Source organism: Rhizobium sp. Leaf453 (assembly GCF_001425605.1).
Lineage (GTDB): Bacteria > Pseudomonadota > Alphaproteobacteria > Rhizobiales > Rhizobiaceae > Pararhizobium.
In genome coordinates this window covers 263108-278599 of the sequence record NZ_LMRG01000001.1, presented here as the reverse complement: position 1 = coordinate 278599, position 15492 = coordinate 263108, and the positions used below count along the sequence as shown (strand labels likewise).

General features: G+C 60.1%; 12 protein-coding genes. 8 read left to right on the top strand and 4 right to left on the bottom strand.

Features of this window, described 5'->3' with window-relative positions; genetic code table 11:
- Positions 1–33 precede the first annotated feature (33 nt).
- From ASG68_RS01380 to ASG68_RS01350, 7 genes are all read left to right on the top strand, one after another.
- Entirely contained in the window at positions 34–1308 is a 1275-nt protein-coding gene (locus ASG68_RS01380; protein WP_062575862.1) for a 3-phosphoshikimate 1-carboxyvinyltransferase, read from the top strand.
- Positions 1309–1346: 38 nt separating this feature from the next.
- Entirely contained in the window at positions 1347–3287 is a 1941-nt protein-coding gene (locus ASG68_RS01375) for a DUF2207 domain-containing protein (protein WP_062575863.1), read from the top strand.
- Positions 3288–3466: 179 nt separating this feature from the next.
- Positions 3467–5083 (top strand): EAL domain-containing protein, encoded by a 1617-nt coding sequence (locus ASG68_RS01370; protein ID WP_062575864.1) that lies wholly within the window; start codon positions 3467–3469, stop codon positions 5081–5083.
- A 65-nt stretch (positions 5084–5148) separates the two neighbouring features.
- Positions 5149–7263 (top strand): glycine--tRNA ligase subunit beta, encoded by a 2115-nt coding sequence (gene glyS / locus ASG68_RS01365; RefSeq protein WP_062575865.1) that lies wholly within the window; start codon positions 5149–5151, stop codon positions 7261–7263.
- 148 nt (positions 7264–7411) lie between these two features.
- Entirely contained in the window at positions 7412–7738 is a 327-nt protein-coding gene (locus ASG68_RS01360; protein WP_062575866.1) for a type II toxin-antitoxin system RelE/ParE family toxin, read from the top strand.
- A gap of 2 nt (positions 7739–7740) precedes the next feature.
- On the top strand, positions 7741–8067 hold the full coding sequence (locus tag ASG68_RS01355) for a DNA-binding protein (RefSeq protein WP_062575867.1): 327 nt from the start codon (positions 7741–7743) through the stop codon (positions 8065–8067).
- Positions 8064–8558 carry a DUF523 domain-containing protein gene (locus tag ASG68_RS01350; protein WP_062575868.1) on the top strand — a complete coding sequence of 165 codons (495 nt, stop codon included), beginning with the start codon at positions 8064–8066 and terminating at the stop codon, positions 8556–8558. The genes ASG68_RS01355 and ASG68_RS01350 overlap by 4 nt, the downstream gene beginning before the upstream one ends.
- A 146-nt stretch (positions 8559–8704) precedes the next feature.
- On the opposite strand, the gene ASG68_RS01345 is transcribed toward ASG68_RS01350, so the two are convergent.
- From ASG68_RS01345 to ASG68_RS01330, 4 genes are all read right to left on the bottom strand, one after another.
- Entirely contained in the window at positions 8705–9235 is a 531-nt protein-coding gene (locus tag ASG68_RS01345; protein ID WP_062575869.1) for a plant virulence effector HPE1-like domain-containing protein, read from the bottom strand.
- A 113-nt stretch (positions 9236–9348) separates the two neighbouring features.
- Entirely contained in the window at positions 9349–10623 is a 1275-nt protein-coding gene (purD, locus tag ASG68_RS01340) for a phosphoribosylamine--glycine ligase (RefSeq protein WP_062575870.1), read from the bottom strand.
- 97 nt (positions 10624–10720) lie between these two features.
- Complete coding sequence (locus ASG68_RS01335; RefSeq protein WP_062575871.1) at positions 10721–13114, bottom strand: putative bifunctional diguanylate cyclase/phosphodiesterase; 2394 nt, start codon at positions 13112–13114, stop codon at positions 10721–10723.
- Positions 13111–14154, bottom strand: a complete 1044-nt coding sequence (locus tag ASG68_RS01330; protein ID WP_062575872.1) for a spermidine/putrescine ABC transporter substrate-binding protein — start codon at positions 14152–14154, stop codon at positions 13111–13113. Before ASG68_RS01330 ends, ASG68_RS01335 begins: the two co-directional genes overlap by 4 nt.
- 292 nt (positions 14155–14446) lie before the next feature.
- Here ASG68_RS01330 and ASG68_RS01325 point away from each other — a divergent pair, with 292 nt between their 5' ends.
- Positions 14447–15445 carry a hypothetical protein gene (locus ASG68_RS01325; protein ID WP_062575873.1) on the top strand — a complete coding sequence of 333 codons (999 nt, stop codon included), beginning with the start codon at positions 14447–14449 and terminating at the stop codon, positions 15443–15445.
- The last annotated feature ends 47 nt before the right edge of the window (positions 15446–15492 follow it).

The following is a 15492-nucleotide window of genomic DNA, read 5'->3' as shown; positions in this document are numbered from 1 at the left end:
CGTCTTCAGGCCGTGCGGAAGGCATAAAGAGACATGAGCAAAAGCAACGCAGACCAGAAACTGACCATCCTGCCGCCAGGACATCCGCTGAAAGGTCGCGTCAGCCCGCCGGGGTCGAAGTCGATCACCAACCGGGCGCTTCTTCTTGCAGGCCTTGCCAAGGGCACGAGCCGTCTGACCGGCGCCTTGAAGAGCGATGACACGCGCTATATGGCGGAAGCGCTGCGTGCGATGGGCGTGAAGATTTCCGAGCCCGATGATACGACCTTCGTGGTCACCGGCACGGGCAAGCTGCTGCCGGCCGACAAGCCTTTGTTTCTCGGCAATGCCGGCACGGCGACACGCTTCCTGACGGCGGCCGCGGCTCTGGTCGATGGCACCGTGGTCGTCGATGGCGACCAGCATATGCGCAAGCGGCCGATCGCGCCGCTGGTCACGGCTCTGCGTTCGCTTGGCGTTTCGGTCGAGGCTGCGACGGGTTGCCCGCCGGTCACGGTTGCCGGCACCGGTGATTTCGCGAGCGACCACGTCACGATTGATGCCGGCCTTTCCAGCCAGTATGTCTCGGCCCTTTTGATGGCGGCGGCCGGCGGCTCGCTTCCGGTCAATATCGAACTGGCGGGCGAGGAAATCGGTGCACGCGGTTATATCGACCTGACGGTTGCCGCCATGCGCGCCTTCGGCGCCGAGGTCACACAGGCAAGCCCCTCGGTCTGGCAGGTCGCGCCGACCGGCTATACGGCGACAGACTATCTCATCGAGCCGGACGCATCTGCCGCCACCTATCTCTGGGCGGCCGAAATGCTGACCGGAGGCAAGATCGATCTCGGTGTCGCGGCGGAAGCGTTTTCGCAGCCGGACGCCAAGGCGCATGAAGTGATCGCCAGCTTCCCGCACATGCCTGCCGTCATCGACGGCTCGCAGATGCAGGATGCCATCCCGACGCTCGCGGTTCTCGCCGCCTTCAACGAAACGCCGGTGCGCTTCGTTGGCATCGAAAACCTGCGCGTCAAGGAATGCGACCGAATCCGCGCACTTTCGACGGGCCTCACGAATATCCGTCCGGGTCTCGCCGTTGAAGAAGGCGATGACCTGCTGGTTGCCTCCGATCCGGCGCTGGCGGGCCAGACGCTGCCGGCCGATATCGACACCTTCGCCGATCACCGCATTGCCATGAGCTTTGCGCTGGCGGGCCTGAAGATCAACGGCATTACCATTCTCGATCCCGGTTGCGTCGCCAAGACCTATCCGCGCTATTGGGATGAACTCGCCTCGCTCGGCGTCGCCTTCACAGGCGACCGGCCTTAAGCAACAGCATCACGGAAGACCGGGGAGGGGACCACCGCATGAAACGCCTGGCAACGATACTCGGTTTCCTCCATCTCTTCCTCCTGCTGGCGGTCACCGCGCGGGCAGAGGAGGTCATCAAGACCTATCAATCCGCGATCATGATGGCGAAAAACGGCCTGCTGACGGTCAGCGAAACCATCACGGCCAATGTTGAGGGCAACCAGATCAAGCGCGGCATCTACCGCGACTTTCCGATGACATTCGTCGATGACAGCGGCCGCACCGTCCGGGTCGATTTCAACCTCGTGTCCGTCGAGCGTGACGGCGTCTCGGAGCCCTATCATACCGAAAGCATCGACGGCGGCATCCGTATCTATACCGGCGACAAGGATGTCTTCCTGCCCGACGGCGAACATACGTTCCGGATCACCTACGAGACCGGCCGCCAGATCCGTTATTTCGACGATCATGACGAGCTTTACTGGAATGTCACCGGCAATGGCTGGGTGTTTCCGATCGAGCAGGCCTCGGCCACCGTCACGCTGCCGCCGGGCGTAAAAGCCGAGGAGATGGCTGTGTTTACCGGCGGGCAGGGCTCGAAGGAGAAGAACGCCCGCTTTACCGAAATGGGCTCGCAACTGGTCTTTCTCACCACAAGCCCGCTTGGTGCCTATGAGGGGCTGACCATCGCCGTCAAGATGCCGAAGGGCAGCATCGATCCGCCCTCTGTTTCCCAGCAACGCAGTTGGTGGCTGCAGGACAACCTGCCGCCTATCCTGGCGATCACCGGCTTCGCGGTCGCGGCGCTCTATTATTCGCGCATGTGGCTGAAGGTCGGCCGCGATCCGGCGCGCGGTGTCGTCGTGCCGCGCTGGGATGCGCCCGACGGCATTTCGCCGGCACTGGTGAACTATATTGATAACAAGGGCTTTTCCGGAGAGGGATGGACGGCCCTGTCGGCGGCGGCGCTCAACCTGGCGGTCCAGGGCTATGTGGTGCTGGAGGATTTGAAAAACTCCCTCGTCATTACCAGGACGGCGAAGACCCAGCCAACATCACTGCCAACAGGCGAGGCCGCGCTTTTGTCCGCAGTCCAGAGTCGCGGCGGGAAATTGACGATCAACCGGGAGAACGGGCCGACCGTACAGCGCGTCGGCATGGACTTCCGCGGCGCCATGGAAAAGGAACACCGCAACAAGTATTACCACGCCAATACGGCCTATGTGGTTGGCGGCATCGCCCTGTCGGCGCTGTTCGTCGTGGCAGTTTTCGTCGCCGGCATTCTCAACGAGAGCACGGTCCTGCTGGTCCTGTTGCCGGTGTTGGCTTCCGTCTTCATTTCGCTTCTGTCTGTCAGTCTGGCAAAGCTGCTGAGACGTCGCGGCAGCCTGTTTGCCCGGATCGGTGCGATCATTGTCGTCACCTTCTTCGGCTTCTTCCTGATCGCCGCCGCCCTCAGCGCGCTGGCGGCCGTCATCAGCACGGCCCTGTCCAGCCATCAGGTGCCGCTGCTTTTGGGTATTGGCGGTATCGTGCTGGTCAATATCCTGTTCTTCTACCTGATGGGTGCGCCGACACCGCTCGGCTCCAAGATGATGGATGGCATCGACGGGTTGCGCCAATATCTGACACTGGCCGAAAAGGAGCGGATGAACATGGCCGGAGCGCCGGAAATGTCGCCGCAGCATTTCGAAAAACTGCTGCCCTATGCCGTTGCGCTCGGCGTCGAAAAGCCCTGGGCGGACACCTTTGATCGCTGGCTGCTTGCAGCGGCGGCGGGCGCTGCCGCTGCGGCCGCATACCAGCCGTCCTGGTATTCGGGCCAAGCCTTCCATTCGGGCTCTTTCGGCGATCATATGGGCGGCTTTGCCGGCTCGATGGCCAATACCATGACATCCTCGCTGCCGCCACCGCCCAAGAGTTCATCCTCGGGGTTCTCGTCCGGTGGCGGCTTTTCCGGCGGCGGTGGTGGTGGTGGTGGCGGCGGAGGCTGGTAGGATCATATCCAGCCTGGAAACTCAGGGCGCGCGCTTTCGGTAGACAACGATTCTTGCTGCTCCTTGGTATTGTGATTTTTTTGACGATTCATCTCGTTTTGAGGGTATTTGTAATTTCCTGACAACTCGAAAGCGTGTAAATTTCGCCAATTGCACCACCCCTTTTCGAGGAAGCCTGCTTGCGGCGAAAAAACATTCTGGCAATTGCGTTTGGACTGGCGATTTGCGCCGGAGCGCTGCCTTTGTTGGCTGCATTTTACATTTCGCGGGAACGCGCATTCAATCTTGAGCGGCAACACCTCGCCGACTATGCCGAATGGACGCTACAGCGTGGCGACCTGAACGTTTCGCGCGCTCGCACGGCACTCAATCTTCTTGCTTCCGAACACCGTCAGGCCTGCTCTGCCGACGATGTCGTTCGCCTGCAGCAGGTCACCACCGATACGCTATCGGTGGAAGAAATCGCCATAACCCATAACGGGCGCCTGATCTGCAATAGCTGGGGGCTTGCACGCGGCGAGGCCGTATTGACCGGAGAGGCCACCCTCTTGTCGGGCGGTTATGCTTTGCGTCTGCACGGCGGGGGCTTGTCGGTTCCCTCGAGTGATATGATCGTGATCAGCAAAGGAGATTATCACGCGCTGTTGAAGCGTGAGCGCTTGGTCGATGTCCTTCGCGACACACCGATGCTGCTGGGCATCGCCACTTTGAGTGGCCGGCTGATTGTCGTGTCCGGTGAAGCCGATCCAGGCCTTGTCGCGCGACTGGTTCGGGAAGAAATCACTGGCATCAACGACGGCAACGTATTCGCGTCGCGCCGAGGTAAGGATTTCGTCGCGTTTGCAATTTCCAGCCGGAGCGTCGTCGATTGGCGCACCGGCAGTGAACTCTGGACACTGATCCCGATTGGTGTGGGAATATCGCTGGCCTTGATCGCGCTGATCGTCTGGCTGTCACGACAGCGCCTTTCGCTTGCGGGCGAGCTTGCGACGGGAATTCGTCGGCAGGAGTTTCTCGCCTATTATCAGCCGATCATCGAACTCTCGACGGGCCGCTGTATCGGCGCCGAAGCCCTGATACGCTGGCAAAAACCGGATGGTACGTGGATAAGCCCTGATCTCTTCATACCGTTCGCCGAACAGAACGGCATGATCGGTCAAGTTACGGCGATCATGATCCGGAAGGTCATTTCGAACATGACGCAAGCGCTGACTGAACATCGCGACATGCACGTTGCGATCAACATTTCGCCGCAGGACGTGGAAACCGGTGAGTTCCTGACGCACATCAACGATGCCATTGAGGGGGTGAATGTGCAGCCTGAGCAAATCTGGCTGGAGGTGACGGAGCGTGGATTCGTACACGGCGACGTTGCTCGCGCCACGCTGGAGAAAGCGGGTAATGCCGGCCATGTGATCGCGATCGATGATTTCGGGACCGGATATTCCAGTCTGTCACAGCTGGAAAGCTTGCCCGTCACGGTGCTGAAGATCGACAAGTCATTCGTCGACGCCATCGGCCAGGATGCCGTGACGAGCGTGGTGACACCCCACATTATCGAGATGGCCCATAGCCTGAAACTCAAGATGGTTGCCGAAGGGATTGAAACGGCAGAACAGGAAAGGATGTTGCGTCAGTCCGGCGTGCAGTACGGGCAGGGTTGGCTCTACGCGAAAGCGCTTCCGTTCGAGGAATTCATGGCGTTCTATGAAAAGCGCAATGCCGCTACCCAGGACAATGAACTCGGTAGTGCGGAGTCCGGGGCATCGTCTGACTTTTCGCCATTGAATGGATGACTTTTACTGCCGGGCTTGCTAAGTCCCCCCGCAGTCCATCGATCCCACAGAAAAGCATTCCGTCCATGCCCGATCTTCTGCTTGAACTCCGCTCCGAGGAAATCCCGGCCCGTTTGCAGCGCAAGGCTGCCGGCGACCTGAAGAAGCTTCTGACCGATGCGCTGGTCGAGGCCGGTTTGACCTATGAGGGCGCACGGGAATACTGGACGCCGCGCCGCCTGACGCTGGATATCCGGGGGCTTAACGCCCGTTCCGCCGATGTGCGCGAGGATATCAAGGGGCCGGCGACGTCCGCGCCCGAACAGGCGATCCAGGGCTTTCTGCGCAAGGCGGGCCTTGCGTCGATCTCGCAGGCGCATGTTCACTCCGATCCGAAGAAGGGTGATTTCTACGTCGCCCATACCGTCAAGCCGGGCCGTCCGACCGAAGAGATCGTCGCCGACGTGATGCCCGGTATCATCCGCAATTTCCCTTGGCCGAAGCCGATGCGCTCGGGTGCCGCTTCCGCCCGGCCCGGCTCGCTGCGCTGGGTGCGGCCGCTGCAGTCGATCGTCTGTACCTTCGGTCCGGAAAACGAGGAAACGCAGGTCATTGCGTTCGAGGTCGATGGCATCGTCGCTTCCAATATTACCTATGGCCACCGGTTCCATGCGCCGGAAGCCATCACCGTTCGCCGCTTCGGCGATTACATCGAGAAGCTGGAAAAGGCCAAGGTCGTGCTCGACGGCGAGCGCCGCAAGGATATCATCCTGCATGACGCCCGCGACATCGCCTTTGCCAACGGGCTGGAACTGGTCGAGGACGAAGGCCTGCTGGAAGAGGTTTCGGGCCTCGTCGAATGGCCGCAGGTGCTGATGGGCGCCTTCGAGGAGGATTATCTGGCGATCCCGGCCGAAATCATCCGTCTGACCATCAAGACCAATCAGAAATGCTTCGTCACCCGCAGCCAAGGCGAGGAAGGCCTGTCGAACAAGTTTATCCTCGTTTCCAATATCGAGGCGATCGACGGCGGCAAGGAAATCGTCCACGGCAACGGCAAGGTCGTGCGCGCCCGCCTGTCCGACGCCAAGCATTTCTGGACCCGCGACCAGGGCAACCTGCCGGACCTCGAAACGCTTCAAGCCTCCGCCGCGAAATTCGACCTCGACCTGAAAAAGCCGCTCGACCAGCGCATGGCAAAGCTCGACGCGTTGAACGTGACATTCCATGCCAAGCTCGGCACGCAGGGAGAGCGCGTCGCCCGCATTCGCACGCTGGCCGCCGAACTCGCCAAGGTGACGGGCGCGGACGCGGCACTGGTGGACCGGGCTGTGGTACTTGCCAAGGCCGACCTGCGCACGGAAGCCGTCGGCGAATTTCCGGAACTGCAGGGCGTCATGGGCCGCAAGTATGCCCTGCTTCAGGGCGAAGATGCATCGGTCGCGGCCGCGATCGAGGATCACTGGAAGCCGAACGGCCCCTCCGACCGCCTGCCGGCCGATGCCGTTGGTTTGACTGTGGCACTAGCGGACAAGCTGGATACGCTGGTTGGCTTCTGGGCGATCGACGAGAAGCCGACGGGGTCGAAGGATCCGTATGCGCTGCGGCGTGCGGCGCTCGGCGTGATCCGCATGATGCTTGAGCGGAAGGTTCGGTTGTCGCTCTCGACGGTGGCTTCCGATCTTGACCTTCTCTCCTTTTTCCATGACCGCCTCAAGGTCTATCTGCGTGACCTCGGCGCCCGTCATGACCTGATCGACGCCGTGCTGACGCCAGAAGCCGACGACTTGCTGATGGTCGCCCGCCGCGTGGAGGCGCTCACTGCCTTCATCACCTCGGAAGAGGGCCTGAACCTGCTGGCAGGCACCAAACGCGCAACGCAGCTCTTGGCAGCCGAGGAAAAGAAGGGCACGCAGGTCGCCGCGACTGTCGATCCGGCGCTCCTCAAGCTCGACGCCGAAAAGGCGCTTTACGCTGCGGTGGCGCAGGCTTCGTCAGACGCCAGCAAGGCCATTGCGGGTGAGGATTTCCGCTCCGCCATGGAAGCGCTCTCGACACTGCGCGGGCCGGTCGACCAGTTCTTCGCCGATGTGCTCGTCAATGACGAGGACCCGGCCATCCGCGCCAACCGTCTCGCGCTGCTCGGCCAGATCCGCGCGGCAACGGGAACGGTGGCGGATTTCTCGAAGATTGCGGGGTGAGCATGTCGCGCAAAAGTGTGCTGCGGTTTTGCGAAAACGACATGCTGCAGAAAGACGCGAAAGTGTGGGAGCGCGTCTGAAAGACCGCGACGCGCTTTAGCATCATTCCGAGTAAGCTTGCTAAAAGTACCATATAGGTTACCATGAGATGCCGGAGCTGAAAGAGTATCTTGATGTAGATGGCTCCAGTCCCTTCGCGGAGTGGTTCAACGATCTCGATGCTCAGGCTGCTGCCCGTGTCGTTGTCGCGCTGAATCGTCTGCAGCGCGGCAATACGTCCAATGTCAAAGGCGTTGGCGGCGGGCTGCAGGAATTGAAGATCGATTATGGCCCCGGTTACAGGATCTATTTCGGGATAGTGGGCAATGTGCTGGTTATCCTGCTGGGCGGTGGCACGAAGAAGCGCCAGCAGCGCGACATGGACGATGCCCATGCGCGATGGCTGATTTACAAACGACGGAAAGCGGAGAAGTGATCATGACGCTGACACGGGATTTTCGCGAAACGATCAAGGCGCGTGCTGATCGCGATGATGCTTTCCGCTCCGCCTTGCTTTCCGAAGCGCTCGATTTGCTTTTGTCCGGTAATCTGGATGACGGAAAGGCCGTGCTGCGCGATTATATCAATGCGACAATCGGCTTTGAAGCATTGGCCGAAAGCGTCGGCATTCCCCCCAAGAGCCTGATGCGCATGTTCAGCGCCAAGGGAAATCCTCGCGCAGATAACCTGTTCAATGTGATTATGCATTTGCAGCGTGCGGCGGGCATCCGCGTTTCCGTGGAAGTGATCGAAGAGGCGGCATGACCGCCAAAATCCTCGTCAGCGCCTGCCTCATGGGTCATGCCGTCCGTTATGACGGGCAGGCCAAGCAGCTTGTTCACCCGGCGCTCGATCGATGGCGTGCGGAGGGGCGGTTGGTGACGATCTGTCCGGAAATGTCGGCGGGCATGCCGGTGCCGCGACTGCCGGCCGAAATCGAGGCGGGTCAGGATGGGGCTAAGGTTCTGTCCGGCGATGCGCGCGTTCTGGAGAGCGGCGGACGGGATGTGACGGCGGAGTTTCGGCAGGCGGCCGAGAACGCGCTGGCATTGGCGATTGAAACCGGTTGCGTCTATGCCCTCTTGATCGATGGCAGCCCATCCTGCGGTTCCGGTTTCATCTATGATGGCAGTTTTTCAGGAAGCCGCCATTCGGGCGAGGGCGTTACCGCAGCCCTTCTTCGGGCCAATGGCATCGAGGTCTTTTCGGACAGGCAGATCGAGGAACTGTCGTTGAGGATCGACGGGGCGGGCTGATATTCGTCTTGATCGGAAACGGTCAGGTGCAGGCAAAAAAAATTGCGCCCCCGCTTCTCTCGAGGGCGCAATTTCTCGCCTGGAGGCGAATGCCCGATTCAGCCGTAAACCACGACTGGTTAGGGCAGGGACTGTTGAGGTCGATATTATTTTAGCCGAAGTTCGAATTTTTCGAGATCAACTTCTTGTGAACGGCTGTCTTGCGGCGTGAGCGAAGCCATGCTGGCCATGGATGCGGTATCGAGCGCGCCGGTTTTCGCAGCGGTATCGATGACCGGCGTGGTGGTCGCCGCAGCCTCGGATTTCACCGGTTTTTCGGCGGTGGCAGCAGCCTGCACCGGCTGTGTCTGAGGCGTCGTCTTGGCCTCGGCGGCCTTGATCACATCTTCAGGCGCCTTGCTGATGAACACGACGGGCGAGCCCCCAAGCCAGGCTTCGGTGCGCACCACCTTCATCTCGCCGTTGATTTCCTTCAGTTCCGTCCGCTCGGTACCTTCAGCGATTTCCGGAACGACGTAAAGGTTCTTCTTGGCGACGACCGGCGCGGTGCAATCGGGACAGGAGAAATGTGCGACGCTGCCTTTGTCGGTGGGGGCTGCGGTGACGTTTTCGATGGAGGAAGCGCTGGCGACACCGGCGGAAGCCAGGCTGACAAATGTGAACAACAGGGCGCGCATCGGCATTCTCCTCTGAAATCGTCAGACGAAAATATCCGTTCTCCGTTACGTTCCCGTCAGGAGAATTGGTAAAGATTGAATGAGTTTTTCGTTTTTCGGGTAAATTCGGTGCTTCAGGCGGTCTTCTCGCGCGCCACGGCCTGCCAGCCGATGTCGCGGCGGCAGAAACCGTTGTCCCACACCACCTTGTCCAAGGTGGCATAAGCGGTGTCCTTGGCCGTGCTGACGGTACCGCCCATTGCGGTCACGTTCAGCACGCGGCCGCCGGTCGCGACCAGCTTTCCGTCTTTCAGGGCGGTGCCGGCGTGGAACACCTTGGTCGCCTCACCTTCCGATGGCAGGCTGACGATGGGCGTGTTCTTCTCGTACGAGCCGGGATAACCCTTGGATGCCATCACGACCGTCAAGGCCACATCGTCGCGCCACTCGGCACTCACCGAAGCAAGCGTGCCGGTTGCGGCGGCATGCAGGAGCGGCAGCAGATCGCTTTTCAGCCGCATCATCAGCACCTGGCATTCCGGATCGCCGAAGCGGACATTGTATTCGATCAGTTCCGGTCCCTTGGCAGTGATCATCAGTCCGGCAAACAGAACGCCGGTAAAGGGATGACCGCTATCGGCCATGCCGGCGATTGTCGGCTCGATAATCTCGCGCATGGTGCGTTCGACCATATCGGACGTCATCACCGGTGCCGGCGAATAGGCGCCCATGCCGCCGGTATTCGGGCCGGTGTCGCCATCGCCGACGCGCTTGTGATCCTGCGCGGAGGCGAGAGCCAGCGCAGTCTTGCCGTCGCACAGACAGAAGAAGCTTGCTTCCTCGCCATCAAGGAAGGCCTCGACCACGACCTCGGCACCGGCATCGCCAAAGGCGCCGGAAAAACAGTTGTCGACGGCCTCGAGCGCCTCGTCGAGCGTCATGGCGACGGTTACGCCCTTGCCGGCTGCCAGACCGTCGGCTTTGATGACGATTGGCGCTCCCTGTGCGCGGATATAATCCTTGGCGGGCTCGGCTGATGTGAAACGCTGATAGGCGCCGGTCGGGATATTGTATTTTGCACAGATATCCTTGGTGAAGCCCTTCGAGCCTTCAAGCTGGGCTGCAGCCGCAGAGGGACCGAAAACGGCGATGCCGCCGGCGCGCAATGTATCGGCAAGACCGGCAACCAACGGTGCCTCCGGGCCAACGACGACGAAATCGATTGCTTCGGCCTTGCAGAAGGCGAGAACGGCGTCGTTGTCTTCAGTGTTCAGGCTGACGATCGTCGCTTCTTCGGCGATGCCGGGATTGCCGGGAGCGGCATAGAGCGCCGTCAGCAGCGGCGATTGGGCAAGTTTCCATGCCAGCGCATGTTCGCGTCCGCCCGACCCGATCAAAAGAACTCTCATCGCCAACTCCCGCGCCCGCCGTGTTGAAAAGGCGGTTAAGGCGAGGGGGGCGTCAGGTCAAGGAGAAATCCGGAGTTTACCCCGCATTCCCGGTGGTTCAGAGCAGGCTGGAGGTTCCAATGCGACGCTGGCGTTCCTGAACCAGAACGCGGTCGCCGTCACGGCCGCTGATTTCGGCGGTACGTTTCAAGGCCCAGATGGCGAGATCCGACAGGGTCTGCGGCTTGCTGATCAGGTAGCCCTGGAAATGATCGCAGCCCGCCGCCGTCAGCATGGCGAGCTTTTCATTGGTATCGACACCTTCGCCGATCACCGCCATGTCCTGCGCGTGGCAAAGCGCGATCATGGCCTTCAGCGCCGGCAGCGATTCCTCATTGGTCAGGTTCTCCACCAGCGCCCGGTCGAGCTTGATCGTGTCGGCGGTGTATTCGATGATCTGCTGGACGGAGGTGTAGCCGGCACCGAAATCGTCGATCGAGATGCGGAAACCCTTTTCACGCAGGCTCTCAATGTTGCGATGCAGCTGGTCGCCGAGCTTGACCGCATAGGTTTCCGTCAACTCGATCTCGATCGTGCGCGGGTCAATGCGGTGTTTCTCCGCGCAACTGACAAAATAATCGCTGATCGACTTGGAGTGCAGTTCGGCCGAGGAGATGTTGATGGCGAGCACCGTATCCGGTCCGAACAGCGTCTTGAGGCGATTGTGTTCGGACATGGCGCGGTTGATCACCCACCAGTCGATCTTCGTAAACAAGCCATTGCTTTCAGCAATCGGCACGAACTCGTCCGGCGTCACATTGCCGAGCACCGGCGAAACCCAGCGCAGCAGCGCCTCGCAGCCCGTTACCTTGCCACCGGCATCGACGATTGGCATGTAGACGAGGTGGAACTGCTCGTCAGGATCGACCAGGCGCAACTCTTCCTGAATGTGGCGGACGCGGTCGCGCTTGTCCTGCAATGCGCGGGAGAAGCGGGAGGACCGGTTCTTGCCGTTGGTCTTGGCCTGGTACATCGCTGCATCGGCATTGGAGACCAGCTCGGCCAGATTGTTCGCATCCGTCGGGCAGATGGCGACGCCGATGCTGGCCGTGACCGGATAATGCTTGCCGCGCACTTCGAAGCCATTCGAGAAAAGACCGAGGATGGCGTTGCACGTCTCCCTGACCGTCCCGTCACGCGGCGTCGATTGCAGGAGGATCGCGAATTCATCGCCGGAGAGCCGGGCGAAAACGATGGGCGGCAGGGCACGGCGGACGACGATCGTGGCGACGGACGCTTCTATTCTCGTGGCAAGCGTCTTCAGAAGTTCATCGCCAACTTCGTGCCCATACTTGTCGTTGACGAATTTGAAGTTGTCGATGTCAATGAAGAGCAGACTGCAATGCCGGCCTTCGGTCATCACATCGTGGACGATCTCGGCTGCGAGCGCGTTGAAATGGCCGCGATTGCTGATACCCGTCAGCGTGTCGGTCCAAGAGGCGTGCTGAACCAGCTTCAGCGCGCGTTGCGATTGATCGTGCAACTGCTTGATATTGCCTGTCAATCGGCCGATTTCGCCGGCCGCTCCGGTTTCCCGTATGCCGTCGTTCGTCCCGTTCATCACCGCCGTCACCTGCAGATCGAGCGCGGAGATGGGATTGGTGATGAAACGGCGGATCAGCAGGATCAGCAGCCCGACGGAGACAAGGCTCATCACCAGTGCACCGAAGCCCAGAAGCAGCTTCAGCTTTCCCATATTGCCGGACTGGCGGTTTTCTGGCGCCGTCAGGGTGGCAAACAGCGACGGGGCAAGGCGCACGGATGCGGAAAGGTCTTCGCGCGCAACCAGAAGCGGCGCGGTGTCGAACTCTACCAATGTGCCATATTCGCTTTGCAGCGAGCGTTGCATGTCGAGAAACTGGGTCGGTTCGATCGCGACCTGGACGAGGAGCGCGCTCTTCTTGGCGCTCGGCAGGGGGCGGCTGAAGGTGACGGGGTCGATGAATTCGGAATAGACGATCAGCGGCCGCGTCTGCGTGTCGTGAAGATAGGCCCAGTCGCGGAGCTGGCTGCCACCGGTCAGCCGGCGCGCCAGCGAAAACTGCGCCTCGCCGATTTCGGCAAAGGGGTCGTCGCTGTTTTCGAAGTAATAGCCGGTCGACATGTCCGGATTGAGGATGGCGAAGGAGATGAATTTCTTCGGATCGTCCGAAAGCGAACGGATGCTCTGTTGCAGCCGTAGCCCCAGCGCATTGTTGCGATAGGCTTCGTCGGCTTCCGACACGAACAGACGCACCGCATTGCCTTCGAGGATCGAATAGAGGAAGCCGCGGCTCTGGGCGACTTCGTTGCGGAACAGGGCAGCGAAATGATCGAGTTGCTGCGACAGGCGCGCCCGCTCAAGCGCCAGCACGGAATGCCCCTGCGCAAAATAGACCGAGAATGCGGCAAGCAGATAGCCTGCCAGCACGACGGGGAAGATCAGCAGAAAAGCGCGTTTACCAAGCGTCACTGGAAATTCGCCATCGAGCTGATGATGCGCCGGCGGGTCTGGATCGACTGGACGGTCAGTTCCTTCTGGTATTGGCTTTTCGCGAGAATGTCGGCCGGCGTGTAGATTTCCGGATTGTCACGCATCTCGGCGGGAATGAGTTTCAGGGCCGCTTCGCTGGCCGTCGGCATGGTCAGGCTCTCGGCATTGGCGGCAGCGCTTTCCGCCGAGCCGATGTGGTTCAGCAGATCCAGGGCGAGCGCCTTGCGCGGCGAGGCGGATGTGACGGCCATGCAGTCGAGCCAGGAGAGCGTGCCTTCCTTCGGCACGGCGTAACGCCAGACGCCGGGCGTGCCGGCCTTGTCGTTTAGCACATGCTGGTCGCCGCTATAGGCGAGCGCCATGTAGATATTCTTGCCAGATTCTGGGTTCTGGATCGAGGTGATCACGTAGTCATAGGTGAGAACGAACGGCGCCTGCTTCTTCATCAGCTCGAAGGCGGCCTTCAGCGTTTCGTTGTCGTTGGCGTTGATCGACTTGCCGAGCAGGACCAGCGGCGCGATGAAGGCCTCGTTGTGATCATCGTACATGGCGATGTGCTTCTTCAGCTCAGGCGCCGGCGACATCAGATCGTTCCAGGAGGCGGGCGCAGTCTTCACCATGTCCGATCGATAGACGATGCCCATGGTGCCCCAGAGATAGGGCATGGCATAACCGGCACAGCGATCATTCCATTCCGGCTTGTAGTCCTTGAGCGACGGCACATTCTTGTCCGACAGCGGCTCGAGGATGCCGCGCTTGCCGAACAGATCGGCACCGTTCTCACCAACGACGGCGAGGTCGATATTGCTGTTGGGGTCGGACAGCACCTCGTCGCGTGCATCGCCGCTGTCATAGTAGATCTGGTTGACGGTAACGCCGGTCTTCTCCGCCCAGCGATCGAGGATCTTCTGGTCGATATAGGATTCCCAGATCAGCAGATTCAACGTCTCGGCATGCCCGGGCGCGGCGGAAAACGAAGCGCAAAGCGTGGCTGAAACGGCAAGAAATGCTGTGCGCATGAAAGTCACCCCGATAGTCCCCAGACGAACCTTAGCGCGCAATGCTTGATGAATACTTACAAGGGGATGGCGTCGTCATGGAGTTGACAGGCGACGATTTTTATCTGGGTGAAAATTGCACATTGATACAAAATATGCGTGCATCGATCCTTCTGCTGTGAGGGCGATGTGGGCCGATTGATCTGTGGTACGCACCTTGTAGGAATCATTCTTTACAACCAAACCATTGTGAAGCGGGCGCAGGGACGTGTAAGGACAATAGAATATTTCCAATGGGAGCTATATTCCGGACATGATGCCTCAATTGCAGACCAACGGCGGAACATTTTGGGGGCGCTACTGGACCGAGACGACGGTACTGAGGCGATATTTCGAGCAGGACGACAACCTGGCCATTCTGTCGTTCGGTTGCTCTACCGGTGAAGAGCTTTCCACCCTGCGGGCGCTCTTTCCGAACGCCAGGCTGTTCGGTTGTGATATTGACTGGCTGAACCTGCGGATGGCACGCAGCCTCATGGGTGCTGACGCTGTCATCTTCGACTCGACGGCAGAGCAGATTAGGCGCCACGGCCCTTACGATATTATCGTCTGCAATTCCGTATTGTTGAGCCCGACAGTCAAGGCGGGTGCAAAGCGATCCGCGATTTCACCTTCTCTTTGGCTTGATACCGTCAGCATGCTGGACGAGGCCCTCGTTCAGGGTGGTGTCCTTCAGGTCATCAACACCAACATTCCGTTTCGCATGCATCCTGTTGCGCGCAACTATAAGGTGTTGGACAGCCCGCTCATTTTAGGCCCGCATTTCGTCGATATCTTCAGTCTGGACGGGAATATCCTGTGTTCAGGAGTCACCGGGACCGGGCTCTCTTCCATTCTTAATCGCCACCTCGGCGAGGAGGCGTGGAGCGAGTTGGAGCCGGGCGACCTCCGGCACGTGCATTTCCGAAAGGGTAATGGAGAGATCGCTCCGGTCCTGAACGAAATCGTCCCCAATCGCACTGCGCAGCGATCCTGGGCATCCGGTTCGAGCACTTACAGGACGGCTCTTCCGACAGATCCCCGTCCTGCTTCTTATCTTGAAGTCGACGTGCAATGGGACACTGCCGGGACGACAGCGGTACGCCTAAAACGCGAGGTTCGCCGTGTCTGGTTCGATGGCACGGTCGCGGAGGCGTTCAATACCGAGGTCGATCTCATTGGCGATGACGCGGTGACTTATATCGAATTGGTAACCGGGCGCAGGTCCAGCCGGGCCGATGTCATTTCCCTGCGCAATGACGGCCGGAGATAGCACGCGGTATCTGGGTACATCTTTCGAATTTTAGCACGACAGTTGCC